Genomic DNA, 14,974 nt, shown 5'->3' with positions numbered 1-14,974 from the left:
TGCGTTCGGCATCCGCCGAGGTTCGGGTGCCGGATTGGAGTGTGGCGTGATGGGTGGTCGAGGCGGGGCGTCGTGGCGGGTCGCGGGCGGGGCGCTGCTCGCGGTGTTCGGGTTCCTGCTGCTCGCCGTATTTCCCGCCGGGCCGGTCGGTGCGCAGGAGGCGGCCGGTGACGTCGACGCGGCGGCGGTGGACAGGTTCGTGGAGGAGTACCTGGACCGGACCGGATTGCCCGGGGTGGCGGTGGCGATCACGCACGGCGACCGGGTGGTGCACGTCGCGGGGTACGGAACGGATTCGACAGGGGCCGCCATCACCGGTGACTCCCCGATGCCCGTCGCGTCGGTGAGCAAATCCTTTGCGGCGCTGGCGGTCATGCAGCTGGTGGAAGCGGGGCGGGTCTCGCTGGACGAGCCGGTGCGACGGTACCTGCCCGACTTCGTCATGGCCGACGACCGCGCCGAGCGCATCACCGTGCGGCAGCTGATGCAGCAGACCTCCGGGATGGCCGACAGCGCGTTCGCGGATCTGCGTATGCCGCAGGCGCATTCGCTCGAGGAGGCGGTGACGCGGCTGAAGGACGCCGAGCTGGCCTCCGAACCGGGGACCGAGTACCACTATCACAACCCGAATTTCCAGGTCGCCGCCCGCATCGTGGAAGTCGTCGCGGGGCAACCGTACGGGGACTACCTGCGCGAGCACATCTTCGAGCCGATCGGCATGGCCGACAGCTACACCGTGGACCGCCCGGCCGACGCGCACGACGTACCGCGCGGCCATATCCGCCTGTACGGCAAGGCGATCGCGGTCGGCGAGATCGACTGGTTCGTCAACGGCAGCCACGGCATCGTCACCACGGCGGCGGATCTGGCGCGCTGGCTGACGGTGCAGAACGGCGGCGGGCGCGCGGGGGAGGGGCCGCGGATCGCCACCGAGGAGTCGGTGAATCTGATGCACGCCCCGTCTCCGGTCGGCGGCTATCGCATGGGGTGGCAGTACGACGAGACCGATCCCACGCGCGTCTATCACGGCGGCGACTGGTTCACCTATACCGCCCAGCAGGTGCTGCTCCCCGAAACCGGTTACGGCATAGCCGTTCTCGCCAACATGGGGATGGGCTTGGAGGACGACCCCGCGATCATCGCCGACGGACTGGTCGCGCTGACCCGAGGCCAGGATCCCGAGGTGCGCCGCCCGGCCGGGATCTACGCCGACTGGGCGCTCGGCGCGGCCACCCTCGGTGTGGTGGTGAGCGCGGGGGTGCTGATCGGCCGCGCCAAGGGCTGGGCCGACCGTCGAGCCGGATGGCCGCTCGCGCGTACCGTGGCGACCCAATTGCCTTATCTGGCGGCGATTCCCCCGCTGGTGTTGCTGCCCCAGCTGGGTTCGCTGGTGTTCGCGGGTCGCGCGGGCGGGTACGAGCACGTGCTGTACGTGCTGCCGTCCGCGCCGATCTTCCTGGTGGTGGCGTCGGTCGCCGGGGCGGCGGTGGTAGCGGTGCGCGCGGTTCGCTTGCGCGCCAGGCGAACCGCGCCCGCCGACCCACCGTCCGCCGAGGCGGTCAGCCCTCAGTCGTCATCGTCGCGATCGGTGTCGTGATCCAGGACCCGCCCGTCGTCGGCCGAGATCTCGAGGTCGTGTCCGAGCCACGAGGGCCGCATCCGCGTACCCGACACTCCGGCCGCGGCGTGTATTCAGCGCCGCCCGCTCCTGCGAGGGGCGGTGAAACGCGCGACGTTCGGACGCCCGGATTCCTCAGACACTCGCCGTGGTCCGCAGCGGCGCGCGGTGCCCGAGATCGACCGGCATCCGCGAATATCCGTGCAGGGTGAACAGTTCGCGGCGGCGGGGTGCGCCGTCCAGGCGGAGATCCGGGAACCGTTCGAACAGTGCCCGCAACGCGTACGTGCCCTCCATGCGCGCCAGGGCCGCGCCCAGGCAGACGTGGATGCCGTTGCTGAACGACAGGTGATCCCTGGCGTTGGCCCGCCCCACGTCGAAGCGGGTGGGGTCGGCGAACACCTTCGGGTCGCGGTTCGCGCCCGCCAGCGACAGCACCACCGTGTTGCCCTTGCGCAGCCGCACGCCGCCGAGTTCCACGTCCTCGTGCGCGGTGCGCGCCGTGGTGTGCACCGGGGAGTCGAGGCGCAGCACTTCCTCGACGGCGTTCGGCCACAGGTCCGGCTCCTCGCGCAGCCGCGCGAGCTGATCGGGATTGCGGACCAGCTGCACCACCCCGTTGCCGATCAGGTTGACCGTGGTCTCGAAACCCGCGCCCATCAGCAGGCTGGCGGTGGCCTTGAGCGCGTAGTCGTCCAGGTCGCCCGAGGCGACCAGGGTGCTCAGGATGTCCTCGCCGGGATCGCGGCGCAGCCGGGCGATGTGCTGATCGAGGTAGTCGTTCATCACCTCCATCGACACCAGCGCGCGCCGGTGCGCCCGCCACGGGATGCCCAGATCCAGCAGTGGCGTCATCCGGTCGCCCCACTCCAGGAACATGGCGCGGTCCCGGTCGGGGAAGCCGAGCATCTCGGAGATGATCGCGATCGGGACCTGCGAGGCGTAGGCCGCGACCAGGTCGGCCGAGCCGCCGGAGGGCAGCGCGTCCAGCAGTTCCACGGTGACCGACTCGATGCGGTCGCGCAGCCTGCCGATGGCGCGCGGGGTGAACGCCGAGGCGACCGGTTTGCGCATGGCCGTGTGCTGGGGCGGGTCGATCACCAGCATCGACGGCGGTTCGACCGGGTTGGGCGGCAGCGGCGAGCGGTCGGCCAGGATCTGCAGCGGCTTCGGGATGCCGAAGCTCTCGGTGGTGCGCACGCCGAAGCGGTTGTCACGCAGAATGGTGCGGCACAGTTCGTGATCGACGGTGGCCCAGGCCAGCGGCGTGCGGACCATCCGGCCGCGGCCGCGCAGGTCCTCGATCAGCGGATACGGATCGGCGATGCCCGCGGGCCCGCCCATCAACTGGGCGAACGTGTCCCCGCGCCGCGCGCGGGTGCGCAGGATCAGGCGAGGCAGACCCTGCTGTGACAGCCAGCGGAACCAGTACTGCGGCTTCATATCCCATCAACCCCATCGTTGTGCGGACAACATCCACGGTACGGATTCGCGGCCGACGGGGGAACTGTTCCGGAGTCGGAGGGCGTCTCCTACTCCGGTAGGAGACGCCGGTTCGCGCTCACCCCACCTGCGCGGTGACCCGCTCCGATTCGATCAATCGATCCCGACGGCCGGGGTCGGGGTTGGCGACCTGCACCAGCGAGGCGCCCGCCGCCAGCACCGCGACGAACCCGTTGATCAGTTCCTCCGGGGTGTCCCACGGTGCGCTGGAGAGCACCCGGTCGCCCTCGGAGAACCCTTGGCGGGCCGCCGATTTGCGGGCCGCCGCGAGCACCTCGGCGACCGCCAGGCCGTCCAGCGCCACACCGGCGCCGCCGGGGAAGAACTGGTCGCCGTGCACGCGCACCGCCGTGGCGAAATCGGTGATGCCGACGGGCAGATCGCGGATCGGGGCGCCCAGCGGGTCCAATGACAGCGCGGCCACCTCATCGATACCGTCGGCGTCGTCGATCCGGCCCGCCGTGACGAGCGCCAGTTCGGCGTCGGGATCGGGGCGCAGCACCACTTCGGTCCCGGCCCACCAACAGCCCAGTAGCACCGCCGCGGTCTGCCAGTGCGCGGGCAGCAGCACCGCCACGCGCGCGCCGGGGGTGAGGCCGAATTCGTCGCGGATCAGGTTGGCCGTCTTGGCCGCCCAGTTCGCCAGCGTCAGGCCGGACAGTTCGACGCGGGCGCCGGTGGCGTCGTCGTAATACGTGACGCGCGGCCCGGCGGGGTCCCTGGACAGGATCGGATCGAGCACCGCCTCGGTGAGGTTCGGCGCGCCGTGGTCACGCATGGGTTCCTTCACGCTTCAGTTCACGCATTTCGGTCCGTTCTGGCCTGCGTCGATCGGAGGGGCGGGGGGAACCGGTGTCGCGGTGCCCGACGTTCCGGAGAAGTCGAACACCGAACTCGCGGCCGAGCCCGGACCAGAATAGTCGCTCGCCAGCACGACGCTCACCGCATCCGGCGCCATGCCCGGTTCCGCGACCACGGTCAGTCCGCCCAGGGCCTCGGCCACGGCGGCGGCCTTCGGGTCCGAGCTGTCGGCCGCGAGCACCCGGCTGCCGGTGACGCCCGCCCCTTGGTAATTGCCCACCTCGCCCGGCCGGAAACCCTTGCCGCCCAGCGCCTGCGACACCTGCGCGGCCAGTCCGGCGACGCCGCCGGCGTTGAACACGTCCACGGTGACCGTCCTCGGGTCCACCGCGGGTTCGTCGGCCTGCTGCTCGCCGACCAGCGAGGCGACGTAGGTCTTGACCGTCTTCGGATCGACGCGCACGACCGATTCGCCGCCGGCGGTGGTGCCGTTGAGGTCGGCGACCGGGATGGTCTCGAAGGTCACCTGCCCGCCGGACAGGTCCTGGAGCTGCTGAAGAAACGCGATCACGTCCCAGTCCTCGTCCAGCACCACGGTGCGCCCGACCGCCTCGGTGAGTTCGCTCAACCGGCCCGGATTCGCCAGGGTCTTCGCGCTGAGCACCTGCCCGACCAGCTGGGCCATGAACACCTGCTGGCGCACGATCCGGTCCAGATCGCCGCGCGGCAGGTCGTGGCGCTGGCGCACGAAGCTCAGCGCCCGCGGCCCGTCCAGGCGCTGCGGGCCCGCCGGGAAGTTCGCGCCCGACATCCACTCGTTCACGGGATTGTTCAGGCACACCTCGACACCGCCCACGGCATCGGTGAGCAGCACGAACCCGAGCAGGCTCACCTCGGCGTAGTGGTCGACGGTGATGCCGGTGAGGTTCGCCACGGATTCGACCAGGGCGCGCCGGCCCGCCTCGGTGGACTCGCGCTCGGCGCGGTCCGCGGCGACGCCGCTCTCGATGAGTTCGGCGCGTTCGGCCTCCTTGGTGGCGCCGTACGCGGAGTTGATCTTGCCCTTGCCCAAGCCGGGGATGTCGACGTAGGAGTCGCGCGGGATGGAGATGGCGGTCGCGGAGCGCCCGTCGTCGGGGACGCGGACCAGCACGATGGTGTCGGTGTTGGTGCCCACCTCGTCGCCCGCGTGCAGCATGTCGCGTTCGGCCTGGCTGAGCGGGTTGCCGTGGGCGTCGGTGCGGCTGTCCACGCCGACCAGCAGGATGTCGACGGCGCCGTCGCGCCCGCCGCCCAGCCCGAGCCCGCCGATCCGCTCGATGCCCGAGATGAGCGCGTCCACGCTGTGCCAGCCGAAACCCGTCACCACGAACACCGCCGCCGCCAGCGCCGCGGCGGACAGGCGCAGCGCGCCCAGCGGGCGCCGGTCGAACCGCGCCGCGGCTGCCGGTGTACTCCTCCGCTGCACTGCGCATCCTCTCGACAAAGCCCGATATTCGCCCCGACCGCCCCCGCGTCCGGTGGCCCCCCGTAGTGCGTTCCGGCGGCCGTGCCGACCGGATACCCCGCCCCCAGGCTAACGAACGGTTACCCCGGCGGACCGGACCCGCAGGTGTACCGGCGTGCCAGACTTGCGGCCGTGACCGCCGCATCGCCCGCCGCCCGCCGCCTGCTCGTCACCGGATCCGGGGGACAGGTCGGCGCACAGATCCTGCGACTGGACCCCGCTGCGCTGGGGTTACCCCGCGCCGAGCTCGACATCACCGACCCGGCCGCCGTCGGCGCGGTGATCGCGCCGGGTGACGTGGTGATCAACTGCGCCGCGTATACCGCCGTGGACGCCGCCGAGTCCGATCCGGGCGCCGCGTTCGCCGTCAACGCCACCGGACCCGCCGTGCTCGCCGCGGCCTGCGCACGGGTCGGCGCGCGCCTCATCCACCTCTCGACCGACTATGTGTTCCCCGGCACAGCGCGCGCGCCCTATGAGACCGGCGACCCGACCGGCCCGAGATCGGTGTACGGCCGCACCAAGCTCGCGGGAGAACGAGCCGTGCTCGAACGCGCCGCGCAGGTCCACGTGGTCCGCACCGCGTGGGTCTACACGGGCGTGGGCAGCGATTTCGTCGCCACCATGCGCCGCCTGGAGCGCGAACGCGACACCCTCACCGTGGTGAACGACCAGCTCGGCTCACCCACCTACGCCCGCGACCTGGCGGCCGGTCTGCTCGAACTCGCCGCGCACCCCGGCGCTCCCCGCGTCCTGCACGCCACCAACGCCGGGCATGCCACCTGGTTCGACCTGGCCCGCGCGGTATTCGCCGAGATCGGCGCCGATCCCGAGCGCATCCGTCCCGTCGACTCGTCCGCCTACCCCCGCCCCGCCCGCCGCCCGGCCTACTCGGTGCTCTCGGGCCGCGCCTGGGCCGAGGCGGGGCTGACCCCGCTGCGCGACTGGCGCGCGGCATTGCACGCGGCGCTGTCGGACGAGCGGTGATCGACGCTCGCCTTCGGCCGGAGATCTGTGGCGGCACGTAGGCCGGTGGAACGGCGCGATGCACTTCGCGAACGGGCCCGTCGGCGAACCGCCCGCGTTGGCCGACATACCGCGGGGCGGCAGGCAGCGGACCGGTCCGTGACGTCGATCCGCTGCCCAGGCCCTGCGCGGCCCGAGCCGGAAGGCCCGCCACCCGCGCGATGAGAAACGATGGGCGCGTACCGGATTCGGGTCGTCCGGCCCCGCCGATCCAGACCGTCCGGTCTCGCGCGAGTGTGGAACCGGCCACGCGCGGCGGCGTGGTTCCTACTAGGCTGCGGAGTCGTGAGCGAACGTAGTGAGCGAACCATGTCACAGTGCGCCGCGCGCACGCTGCGGGCGAGCGCCAGCGAGGCTGTGGCGTGAGCGCACCCGATCCCGCGGCCCCCGGTGGCCTTGCCGTCGTCACGGTAACCTATTCGCCCGGCGAGCACCTCGAGCACTTCATCACCACCCTGGCCCACGCGACCAGCGAGAAACCGCGGGTGATCCTGGCCGACAACGGGTCGGTGGACGGGGTGCCGGAGCTGGTGGCCGAGGCCAACGCGCACGTGCGGCTGCTGCGCACCGGCGGCAATATCGGGTACGGCGGTGCCATCAACCGGGCGGTCGCCGAGATCGACCCGTCGATCGAGTTCATCGTGATCGCCAACCCCGACATCCGCTGGGGCACCGACGCCATCGACGACCTGCTCGCCGCCGCCCAGCGGTGGCCGCGCGCGGGCGCGCTCGGGCCGATGGTGCGCGAACCGGACGGCAGCGTCTACCCCTCCGCGCGCCGGGTGCCCGGCCTGGCCGACGGCGCGGGCCACGCCATCCTCGGCGCGGTGTGGCCCGGCAACCCGTGGACGCGGCGCTACCGCCAGGAGAACGAGGAGATCTCCGAGCGCCCGGTGGGCTGGCTGTCCGGCTCCTGCCTGCTGGTGCGCCGCTCGGCGTTCGACGCCATCGAGGGCTTCGACTCCCGCTACTTCATGTACATGGAGGACGTCGACTTCGGCGACCGCATGGGCAAGGCGGGCTGGCAGAATGTCTTCGTGCCGTCGGCCGAGGTCACGCACGCCAAGGGACACGCCGCCGGACGGCATCCCGAGGTGATGCTGCCCGCGCACCACGCCAGCGCGTACCGCTTCCAGGCCGACCGGCATCCGCACTGGTGGCAGGCACCGCTGCGGCTGGCGCTGCGCGCCGGACTTGCGATCCGCTCCCGGATTGCGGTTCGATCCGCTCTGCGCCAGCAGGGCCGGTAACGGTCCCCGAGGCGCGGTCAACAGGCGCACCAGCGCCGCGTGGAGAGGCGAACAGGGGAACACCGATGGCAGGAAATCCAGGCACCGACGCCGTGATTCTGGTCGGCGGTCAGGGCACGCGGCTGCGGCCGCTGACCCTGTCGGCCCCCAAGCCCATGCTGCCCACGGCGGGCTTGCCGTTCCTCACCCACCTGCTCGCGCGCATCGCCGAGGCCGGGATCACGCATGTGGTGCTTGGCACGTCGTTCAAGGCGGAGGTGTTCGAGGAGCACTTCGGCGACGGCGCCGAACTCGGGCTCGAGATCGAGTACGTCACCGAGACCGAGCCGCTGGGCACCGGCGGCGGCATCCGCAACGTGCTGCCCAAGCTGCGCGCCGACAACGTGATGGTGTTCAACGGCGACGTCCTCGGCGGCACCGACCTGGGCGCCATCCTCGACACCCACGAGTCCACCAAGGCGGATGTGACGCTGCACCTGGTGCGCGTCTCGGACCCGCGCGCGTTCGGCTGCGTCCCCACCGACGCCGACGGCCGCGTGCTGGAGTTCCTGGAGAAGACCCAGGACCCGCCCACCGACCAGATCAACGCCGGGTGCTACGTCTTCCGCCGCGAGTACATCGAGAAGATCCCGGCCGGGCGGCCGGTGTCGGTCGAGCGCGAGGTGTTCCCCGCGCTGCTGGCCGAGGGCGCGCGCGTGCAGGGCCACGTCGACTCCTCGTACTGGCGCGATATGGGCACGCCCGAGGACTTCGTGCGCGGTTCGGCCGATCTGGTGCGCGGGATCGCGCCCTCGCCCGCGCTGCCCGGTCAGCGCGGCGAATCGCTCGTGCACCCGGGCGCGGGTGTCGCGCCGGGTGCGGTGCTGATCGGCGGCACCGTGGTGGGTCGCGGCGCGGAGATCGGCGCGGGCGCGCGGCTGGACGGCGCGGTCGTCTTCGACGGCGCCGTGGTGGAGGCGGGCGCGACGGTGGAACGCACCATCATCGGCTTCGGCGCGCGCATCGGCCCCCGCGCCTTGGTGCGCGACGGCGTCATCGGCGACGGCGCCAACATCGGCGCCCGCTGCGAACTGCTGCGCGGTGCGCGGGTGTGGCCGGGGGTGGAGATCCCCGACGGCGGCATCCGCTTCTCCACCGACGTCTGAGCTCAGGTCGTGTCGGCGCGCTTCCACAGGTAGCGCGTCTTCGGCCGGCCCGCGCGCCCGTAGTCGGACTTGCGCAGCACCAGGCCGTCGTCGGCCAGCTTCTCCAGGTAGCGCCACGCGGTGATCCGCGAGACGCCGACGGTGTTGGCGGCCTCCGCGGCGGTGATGCCGTTCGCGGCGGCGCGCACCGACCGCGACACCTCCTCGAGTGTCTGCGGCACAACGCCTTTCGGGGTGTTGGCGCGCTGGTCGGGGGTGCGCAGGGCGCTCAGCGCGCGGTCGATGTCGAGCTGGGAGAGGGCGGATTCGCCCGCGGGTAGCGCGGTGCGGAACTCCCGGTAGCGCTCCAGCTTGTCGCGGAACGCCGCGAAGGTGAACGGCTTGAGCAGATACAGCACCACGCCGTTGGCGACGGCCGTGCGCACCATGGTGAGGTCGCGCGCGGAAGTGATGGCGATGACGTCGGGGCTCGGCGTGAGCCCGCTCAGCGCGGCCGCCACGTCCAGGCCGCTGGTGTCGGGCAGGCCGATGTCCATGAGCACCAGGTCGATCGGGCTCTCGTCGGCGGCGGCGGTGGCGGCCGCGCGCATGGCGTCGCGTCCGGTGTGGGCGACGCCGACGGCGGTGAACCCGGGGATGCGCTCGACGTAGGCGCGATGCGCCTCGGCGATCAACGGTTCGTCCTCGACGATCAGCACTCGGATCACGACGGTCCTTCCAGGGTGGTTCGCGCCGGTATTGCGTTGTGTCCGGCGCTTTTTCGATCTTCCCCCCGCGGAATCGTCACGGTGACAGTACTTTCCGGTGTGCTGTCGGCGGTGATCACCCCGTGATGCCGCGCGACGACCCGGTGCACCAGGGCCAGCCCGAGGCCGTGGTGATCATCCTTGGTGGTGTAGCCGCGCTCGGCCGCCCTGGCGAAGGTCTCCGCCGTCATGCCGGGCCCGCTGTCCGACACCCGGACGAACAGCGTCGAATCATCTTGGCGCACCGCCACTTCCACCCATGCGGCGGAGCTGCCCGCGGCGGCGTCGATGGCGTTGTCGACCAGGTTGCCGACCAGCGTCACCGCCTCGCGGGCGGTGAGCGGCGCGGTGGAGTCGAGTGCGGTGTCCTCCGAGACGGTCAGCTCCAGGCCGCGTTCGGCGGCCTGGTTCACCTTGCCGAGCAGCAGTGCGGCCAGCGCGGGTTCGCCGACCGCGGCCATCAGCCGATCGATGAGCGACTGGGAGAGTTCGAGTTCCGCGGTGGCGAACTCCACCGCCTCGCGCGGCTTGCCGAGTTCGACCATGGTGACCACGGTGTGCAACCGGTTGGCGGCCTCGTGCGCCTGCGAGCGCAGCGATTCGGCGAAGCTGCGCACCGAGTCGAGTTCGCCCAGCACGTTGCGCAATTCGGTGTGGTCGCGGATCGTCATCACGGTGCCGAGCGCGCGGCCCTGCGAGGTGACGATGTCCTGGTTCACCAGCAGGATGCGATCGCCCGTCACGTGCATCTCGTCGCGCACCACGCCGCCGCCCATCCGTCGCAGCGACAGCGGCAGGTCGGCACGGCGCACCGGCCCGTCCGGCAGATCGAGCAGCCTGCGCGCCTCGTCGTTGACCACCTCGGCCAGCTCGCTCGTGCCGAACACCACCAGGCCCTCGTGCACGGAGTGCAGCACCGCGTCGTGGTGCTCGTACATGATGCGCAGCTCGTCGGGGTCCAGGCCGTGGGTCTGGCGGCGCAGCCGCCTGCTGAGCAGGAACGAGCCGATCGCCGCCACCACCAGGCCCGCCGCCGCGACACCCAGGATGTCGGGCAGGCGCGCCGCCACCTGATCCCCGATGCGGGCGCGGGTGACCCCGACCGACACCAGGGCGATCACCCGGTCGTCGTCGCGCACCGGTGTCACCGCGCGGATGGAGGGGCCGAGGGTGCCGGTGAAGGTCTCGGTGAAGGTCTCGCCGGCCAGCGCGCGATCGATATTGCCGACGAACTGTCCGCCGATCTGTGCGGGATTGGTGTGGGTGAACCGGGTCCGATCGGGGGCCATGACCACGATGAAGTCCATGCCGGTGCGCACGCGGATCTGTTCGGTCACCGGCTGCAACCGCGCCGTCGGGTCGGGCGAGAGCACCGCCTCGCGCGTGGACGGAGCCTGGGCGACGCTGACCGATATGTCCCTGACCTCGCGTTCGGTGGTGAGGTCGTTGGTGCGCCGCGCCTCGAAGACCGCGGCGACGGTACCGCCGACGATCACCAGCGCCAGGACGACCAGCTGCAGGACGAACGCCTGCGCGGCCAGCGACAGCCGATAGCGGCCGTGCCGGAACCGGCGAGGTCGCGGGGACGGATCGGACCCCGCGCCGGATGCGGGTCGATCACGTCGCACTTGATTTCCTCCATCGAACGTTATGCATAACCGTTGAACGTTATGCACCAAACAGTGACCCGCGTCACTGGGGCCGAGAACATTGTGCACATCGGGCCGCGCGGTGCATACCCCGGCTCCGACGCCGTACCCGCCTCACACGGGCAGCGCGGCCGCCAATTCCGGCATCAAATCGGAGAGCAGGATTCGCCATGAGCGATAAATCTAGATCAGCGCGCTTGTCGCACGCTGGTGTCGACTGCGCGCGACGCGATCGGCTGTCCGCGCCGTGGCGCTCCGGGCACGGGCGCGCCATCCAGTGCCCGCCCCCGCCGCCCGGCGGCACCGGGGAGGTCAACCGATGAGCGCCAGCACCGACGCCGCCCCCGCTCCGGCCCGCAAACGCGACCGCACGCACTGGCTCTACCTGGCCGTCATCGTCGCCGTCGTCGCGGGCGTGCTGGTCGGCTGGCTCGCACCCGGGGTCGGGCAGTCGCTCGCGCCGCTGGGCACCATGTTCGTCGACCTGATCAAGATGATGATCGCCCCGGTCATCTTCTGCACCATCGTGCTCGGCATCGGCTCGGTGCGCACCGCCGCCACGGTCGGCAAGGTCGGCGGGCTCGCGCTCGGCTACTTCCTCGTCATGTCGACCGTCGCGCTCGGCATCGGCCTGGTCGTCGGCAACCTGCTCGATCCGGGCAGCGGTATGGACATCGCCGAAAATGCCGGTGCTGGAGCGAAATACGCCGATCAGGCGCACAGCGGGGGCGGCACCATCGAATTCCTGCACGACATCATCCCGACCACACTGGTCTCCTCGCTCACCGCGGGCAGCGTGTTGCAGGCGCTGTTCGTCGCGCTGCTGGTGGGGTTCGCGGTGCAGGCGATGGGGTCGGCGGGCGAGCCGATTCTCGAGGCCGTCGGCATCGTGCAGAAGTTGGTGTTCCGCATCCTGGCGATGATCCTGTGGCTGGCGCCGATCGGCGCGTTCGGCGCCATCGCCAACGTGGTCGGGCGCACCGGGCTGGACGCGGTGGTGCAGCTGGCCACCCTGATGATCGCCTTCTACCTGACCTGCCTGGTGTTCGTGTTCGGCGTGCTCGGCGTGCTGATGCGGGTGGTGTCGGGGGTGTCGATCTTCAAGCTGGCGCGCTACCTCGGGCGTGAGTACCTGCTGATCGTGGGCACCTCGTCGTCGGAGTCGGCGCTGCCGCGGCTCATCGCGAAGATGGAGCACATGGGCGTGCAGCGCACCACCGTGGGCGTGGTCGTGCCCACCGGGTACTCGTTCAACCTGGACGGCACCGCGATCTATCTGACGATGGCGTCGATCTTCATCGCCGACGCGCTCGGCGTGCCGCTCAGCATTCCCGAACAGCTCGGGCTGCTGCTGTTCATGATCGTGGCGTCGAAGGGTGCGGCGGGTGTCACCGGCGCCGGCCTGGCGACGCTGGCGGGCGGCCTGCAGAGTCACCGGCCCGAACTGCTCGACGGGGTCGGTCTGATCGTCGGCATCGACCGGTTCATGTCGGAGGCCCGCGCGCTGACCAACTTCTCGGGCAACGCCGTCGCCACCGTGCTCATCGGCACCTGGACGAGAACCCTCGACGTGGACCGGGTCCGCAGTGTGCTGGCCCGCGAGATCCCGTTCGACGAAAGCACCATGGTCGACGACCACGCCTCCCCCGAACCCGACCCGAAACCGAAGTCCTTGGTACCGGTCTGATCCCGGTTGCCAGTCCCCGGCCCGGGCCGGGGACCAGGGCGGCACCGTGCGCCTAGCTCCCGCCGGTGCCGCCCGCCCCCTCGACGAAGGGCCCGCGCGATCCGCGGGCCCTTCGTTCGTGAATCACGCGGAGTAACCCCACTTCTCGGGATTCAAATGCACCTGCACCAACGCGTTCGCATGCCCGTGCCCCACCCCGTGCTCGGCTTTCAACCACTCCACCAATCCCTTGTGCCCCGCCACCCCGGACTTTGCCAGCAACTCGAACCACTCGGTCACCGGCTTGCCGTACTTGGCTTCGATGGACGGGAAATAGGAAGCGGGACCACTCGGCTTGCCGGACATGAACTCTCCTCATCTCGCTGTTCATCCTTCCGACGAGACGAACCGGTCGAACTCACCGCTTCGGCGCCCGATGTGACGCACGTCATGGAGCGGTCCGCAGCCGTCGGACGGTGCGCGGACCGGGTCGGTGGTCGAGTGGGTGGTGGCACCGTCGATGACTGTATTCACGGCGACGTGGCACCGGCCATCGATAACCTGGGGCGCGGGTAGCGTGGGCGTATGGCTGATGTCGTGGTGGTCGGGTCGGGGCCGAATGGGCTCGCGGCGGCGGTGACGTTGGCGGCGGCGGGGTTGTCGGTGGAGGTGTTCGAGGCCCAGGACACGGCCGGGGGTGGGTCGCGGACGGCGGAGTTGACGTTGCCGGGGTTCCGGCACGATGTGTGCGCGGGGGCGCATCCGATGGCCGCGGCGTCACCGTTCTTCCGGGCGTTCGACCTGCCCGCGCACGGGGTGGAACTGCTCACCCCCGAGGCGTCGTACGCGCATCCCCTCGACGGCGGGCGGGGTGCGGTGGCGTGGCGGGATCTGGAGCGGACCGTGGCGGGACTCGGGCTCGACGGGAAGGCGTGGCGGCGGCTGTTCGGGCCGCTGGTGCGCGACTGGCCCGGGGTCGTGGACGTCGCGATGGGTGATCTGCGCGGCATCCCCGACGATCTGGGAGCCGCGACGCGGTTCGGGCTGCGGCTACTGGAACAGGGCTCGCCGCTGTGGAACATCCGTTTCCGCGAGGACGCCGCGCCCGCGCTGCTGAGTGGCGTTGCGACGCACGCGATCACGTCACCGCGCGCGCTCCCGGCCGTGGGCGCGGGCCTGCTGCTCGGCACCCTCGCGCACGCCGAGGGCTGGGTGATCCCGCGCGGTGGCAGCCAAGCGATCCCCGATGCGCTGATCGCCGAACTCGAATCCCTCGGCGGCACCGTGCACACCGGCCACCGCGTCGACTCGCTGGACGAATTCGGCGGTGCGCGAGCGATTCTCCTCGACCTGGCCCCGGCGGGCTTGCTGCGCATCGCCGGTGACCGGCTGCCGCAGCGATATGCCAAGCGGCTCGGCAAGTTCCGCTACGGCGGCGCGGCGTGCAAGGTCGACTTCGCCCTGTCGGGCCCGGTGCCGTGGGCGGCGGAGGGCTGCGATCGCGCGGGCACCCTGCACCTGGTCGGCAGCCGGGCCGAGGCGATGGCGGCGGAAGGCGCGGTCGCCTCGGGCCGCCACGCCGACCGGCCCTACGTGCTGGCCATCCAACCCGGCGTCGTCGACCCCACGCGCGCACCCGAAGGCAAACACACCTTCTACACCTACGCCCACGTACCCAACGGCTCCGATATCGACATCAGTGAGGTCGTGATCGACCAGGTCGAACGTTTCGCCCCCGGATTCCGCGACCTGATCCTCGCGAAGAACGTGTGCACGGCCGCCGAAATGCCCACGCACAACGCCAACTACGTCGGCGGCGACATCTCCGCGGGCGCGATGACGCTGCTGCAGACGGCATTCCGCCCGGCACCCCGCTGGAACCCCTACGCCACACCACTTCCCGGCGTCTATCTGTGCTCGTCAGCGACCCCACCGGGCCCCGGCGTCCACGGCATGTGCGGCCTCCACGCCGCCCACCGCGTCCTGCGCCGCGAGTTCGACATCCACACTGAACCGTTGGACCTGGTGCGCGACAGCAAGATTCGGTCCCGCTGACGCGCGGG

General features: G+C 71.2%; 12 protein-coding genes. 6 read left to right on the top strand and 6 right to left on the bottom strand.

Annotated elements, in window-relative coordinates; all coding sequences use genetic code 11:
* Positions 1–49: 49 nt before the first annotated feature.
* A complete protein-coding gene (locus DFR74_RS11085) occupies positions 50–1,597 on the top strand; it encodes a serine hydrolase domain-containing protein (protein ID WP_067511013.1) in 1,548 nt (515 codons plus the stop codon).
* 156 nt (positions 1,598–1,753) lie between these two features.
* Here the strand turns inward: DFR74_RS11085 and DFR74_RS11080 are convergent, their stop codons facing one another.
* The 3 genes from DFR74_RS11080 to DFR74_RS11070 all read right to left on the bottom strand — a co-directional run bounded on the left by DFR74_RS11080 (position 1,754) and on the right by DFR74_RS11070 (position 5,339).
* Positions 1,754–3,061 carry a cytochrome P450 gene (locus DFR74_RS11080; RefSeq protein ID WP_067511012.1) on the bottom strand — a complete coding sequence of 436 codons (1,308 nt, stop codon included), beginning with the start codon at positions 3,059–3,061 and terminating at the stop codon, positions 1,754–1,756.
* 118 nt (positions 3,062–3,179) lie between these two features.
* Positions 3,180–3,899, bottom strand: a complete 720-nt coding sequence (locus DFR74_RS11075) for a TIGR03089 family protein (RefSeq protein WP_067511019.1) — start codon at positions 3,897–3,899, stop codon at positions 3,180–3,182.
* Positions 3,900–3,914: 15 nt separating this feature from the next.
* Positions 3,915–5,339: an LCP family protein gene (locus DFR74_RS11070; protein WP_407675245.1), complete on the bottom strand. Its 1,425-nt coding sequence runs from the start codon at positions 5,337–5,339 to the stop codon at positions 3,915–3,917.
* Between the two features lie 222 nt (positions 5,340–5,561).
* Between DFR74_RS11070 and rfbD the strand changes: the two genes are divergently transcribed.
* The 3 genes from rfbD to manB all read left to right on the top strand — a co-directional run bounded on the left by rfbD (position 5,562) and on the right by manB (position 8,850).
* Positions 5,562–6,416 (top strand): dTDP-4-dehydrorhamnose reductase, encoded by an 855-nt coding sequence (rfbD, locus tag DFR74_RS11065; RefSeq protein WP_067511011.1) that lies wholly within the window; start codon positions 5,562–5,564, stop codon positions 6,414–6,416.
* Positions 6,417–6,817: 401 nt separating this feature from the next.
* Complete coding sequence (locus DFR74_RS11060; protein WP_067511010.1) at positions 6,818–7,705, top strand: glycosyltransferase family 2 protein; 888 nt, start codon at positions 6,818–6,820, stop codon at positions 7,703–7,705.
* 65 nt (positions 7,706–7,770) lie between these two features.
* Complete coding sequence (gene manB, locus DFR74_RS11055; RefSeq protein ID WP_067511009.1) at positions 7,771–8,850, top strand: mannose-1-phosphate guanylyltransferase; 1,080 nt, start codon at positions 7,771–7,773, stop codon at positions 8,848–8,850.
* Positions 8,851–8,852: 2 nt separating this feature from the next.
* On the opposite strand, the gene DFR74_RS11050 is transcribed toward manB, so the two are convergent.
* Positions 8,853–9,557: a response regulator gene (locus DFR74_RS11050; RefSeq protein ID WP_067511008.1), complete on the bottom strand. Its 705-nt coding sequence runs from the start codon at positions 9,555–9,557 to the stop codon at positions 8,853–8,855.
* Entirely contained in the window at positions 9,554–11,143 is a 1,590-nt protein-coding gene (locus tag DFR74_RS11045) for a sensor histidine kinase (protein ID WP_084537856.1), read from the bottom strand. The genes DFR74_RS11050 and DFR74_RS11045 overlap by 4 nt, the downstream gene beginning before the upstream one ends.
* A 421-nt stretch (positions 11,144–11,564) precedes the next feature.
* Between DFR74_RS11045 and DFR74_RS11040 the strand changes: the two genes are divergently transcribed.
* Positions 11,565–12,932 carry a cation:dicarboxylate symporter family transporter gene (locus DFR74_RS11040; RefSeq protein ID WP_067511007.1) on the top strand — a complete coding sequence of 456 codons (1,368 nt, stop codon included), beginning with the start codon at positions 11,565–11,567 and terminating at the stop codon, positions 12,930–12,932.
* Between the two features lie 123 nt (positions 12,933–13,055).
* On the opposite strand, the gene DFR74_RS11035 is transcribed toward DFR74_RS11040, so the two are convergent.
* Positions 13,056–13,277: a DUF4287 domain-containing protein gene (locus DFR74_RS11035; protein ID WP_067511006.1), complete on the bottom strand. Its 222-nt coding sequence runs from the start codon at positions 13,275–13,277 to the stop codon at positions 13,056–13,058.
* A 219-nt stretch (positions 13,278–13,496) separates the two neighbouring features.
* Here DFR74_RS11035 and DFR74_RS11030 point away from each other — a divergent pair, with 219 nt between their 5' ends.
* The gene (locus DFR74_RS11030; protein WP_067511005.1) at positions 13,497–14,966 is read left to right on the top strand and encodes a phytoene desaturase family protein; all 1,470 of its coding nucleotides are present in this window, start codon (positions 13,497–13,499) and stop codon (positions 14,964–14,966) included.
* Positions 14,967–14,974 lie beyond the last annotated feature (8 nt).

This window comes from Nocardia puris (genome assembly GCF_003315035.1).
Classification (GTDB): Bacteria; Actinomycetota; Actinomycetes; order Mycobacteriales; family Mycobacteriaceae; genus Nocardia; species Nocardia puris.
This window is presented reverse-complemented; position numbering and strand designations above follow the sequence as displayed.

Coding starts and splice junctions, on each gene's coding strand:
- DFR74_RS11040 (WP_067511007.1), top strand. CDS start 11,565: ATGAGCGCCAGCACCGACGCCGCCCCCGCTCCGGCCCGCAAACGCGAC.
- DFR74_RS11035 (WP_067511006.1), bottom strand. CDS start 13,277: ATGTCCGGCAAGCCGAGTGGTCCCGCTTCCTATTTCCCGTCCATCGAA.
- DFR74_RS11080 (WP_067511012.1), bottom strand. CDS start 3,061: ATGAAGCCGCAGTACTGGTTCCGCTGGCTGTCACAGCAGGGTCTGCCT.
- DFR74_RS11075 (WP_067511019.1), bottom strand. CDS start 3,899: ATGCGTGACCACGGCGCGCCGAACCTCACCGAGGCGGTGCTCGATCCG.
- DFR74_RS11030 (WP_067511005.1), top strand. CDS start 13,497: ATGGCTGATGTCGTGGTGGTCGGGTCGGGGCCGAATGGGCTCGCGGCG.
- manB (WP_067511009.1), top strand. CDS start 7,771: ATGGCAGGAAATCCAGGCACCGACGCCGTGATTCTGGTCGGCGGTCAG.
- DFR74_RS11085 (WP_067511013.1), top strand. CDS start 50: ATGGGTGGTCGAGGCGGGGCGTCGTGGCGGGTCGCGGGCGGGGCGCTG.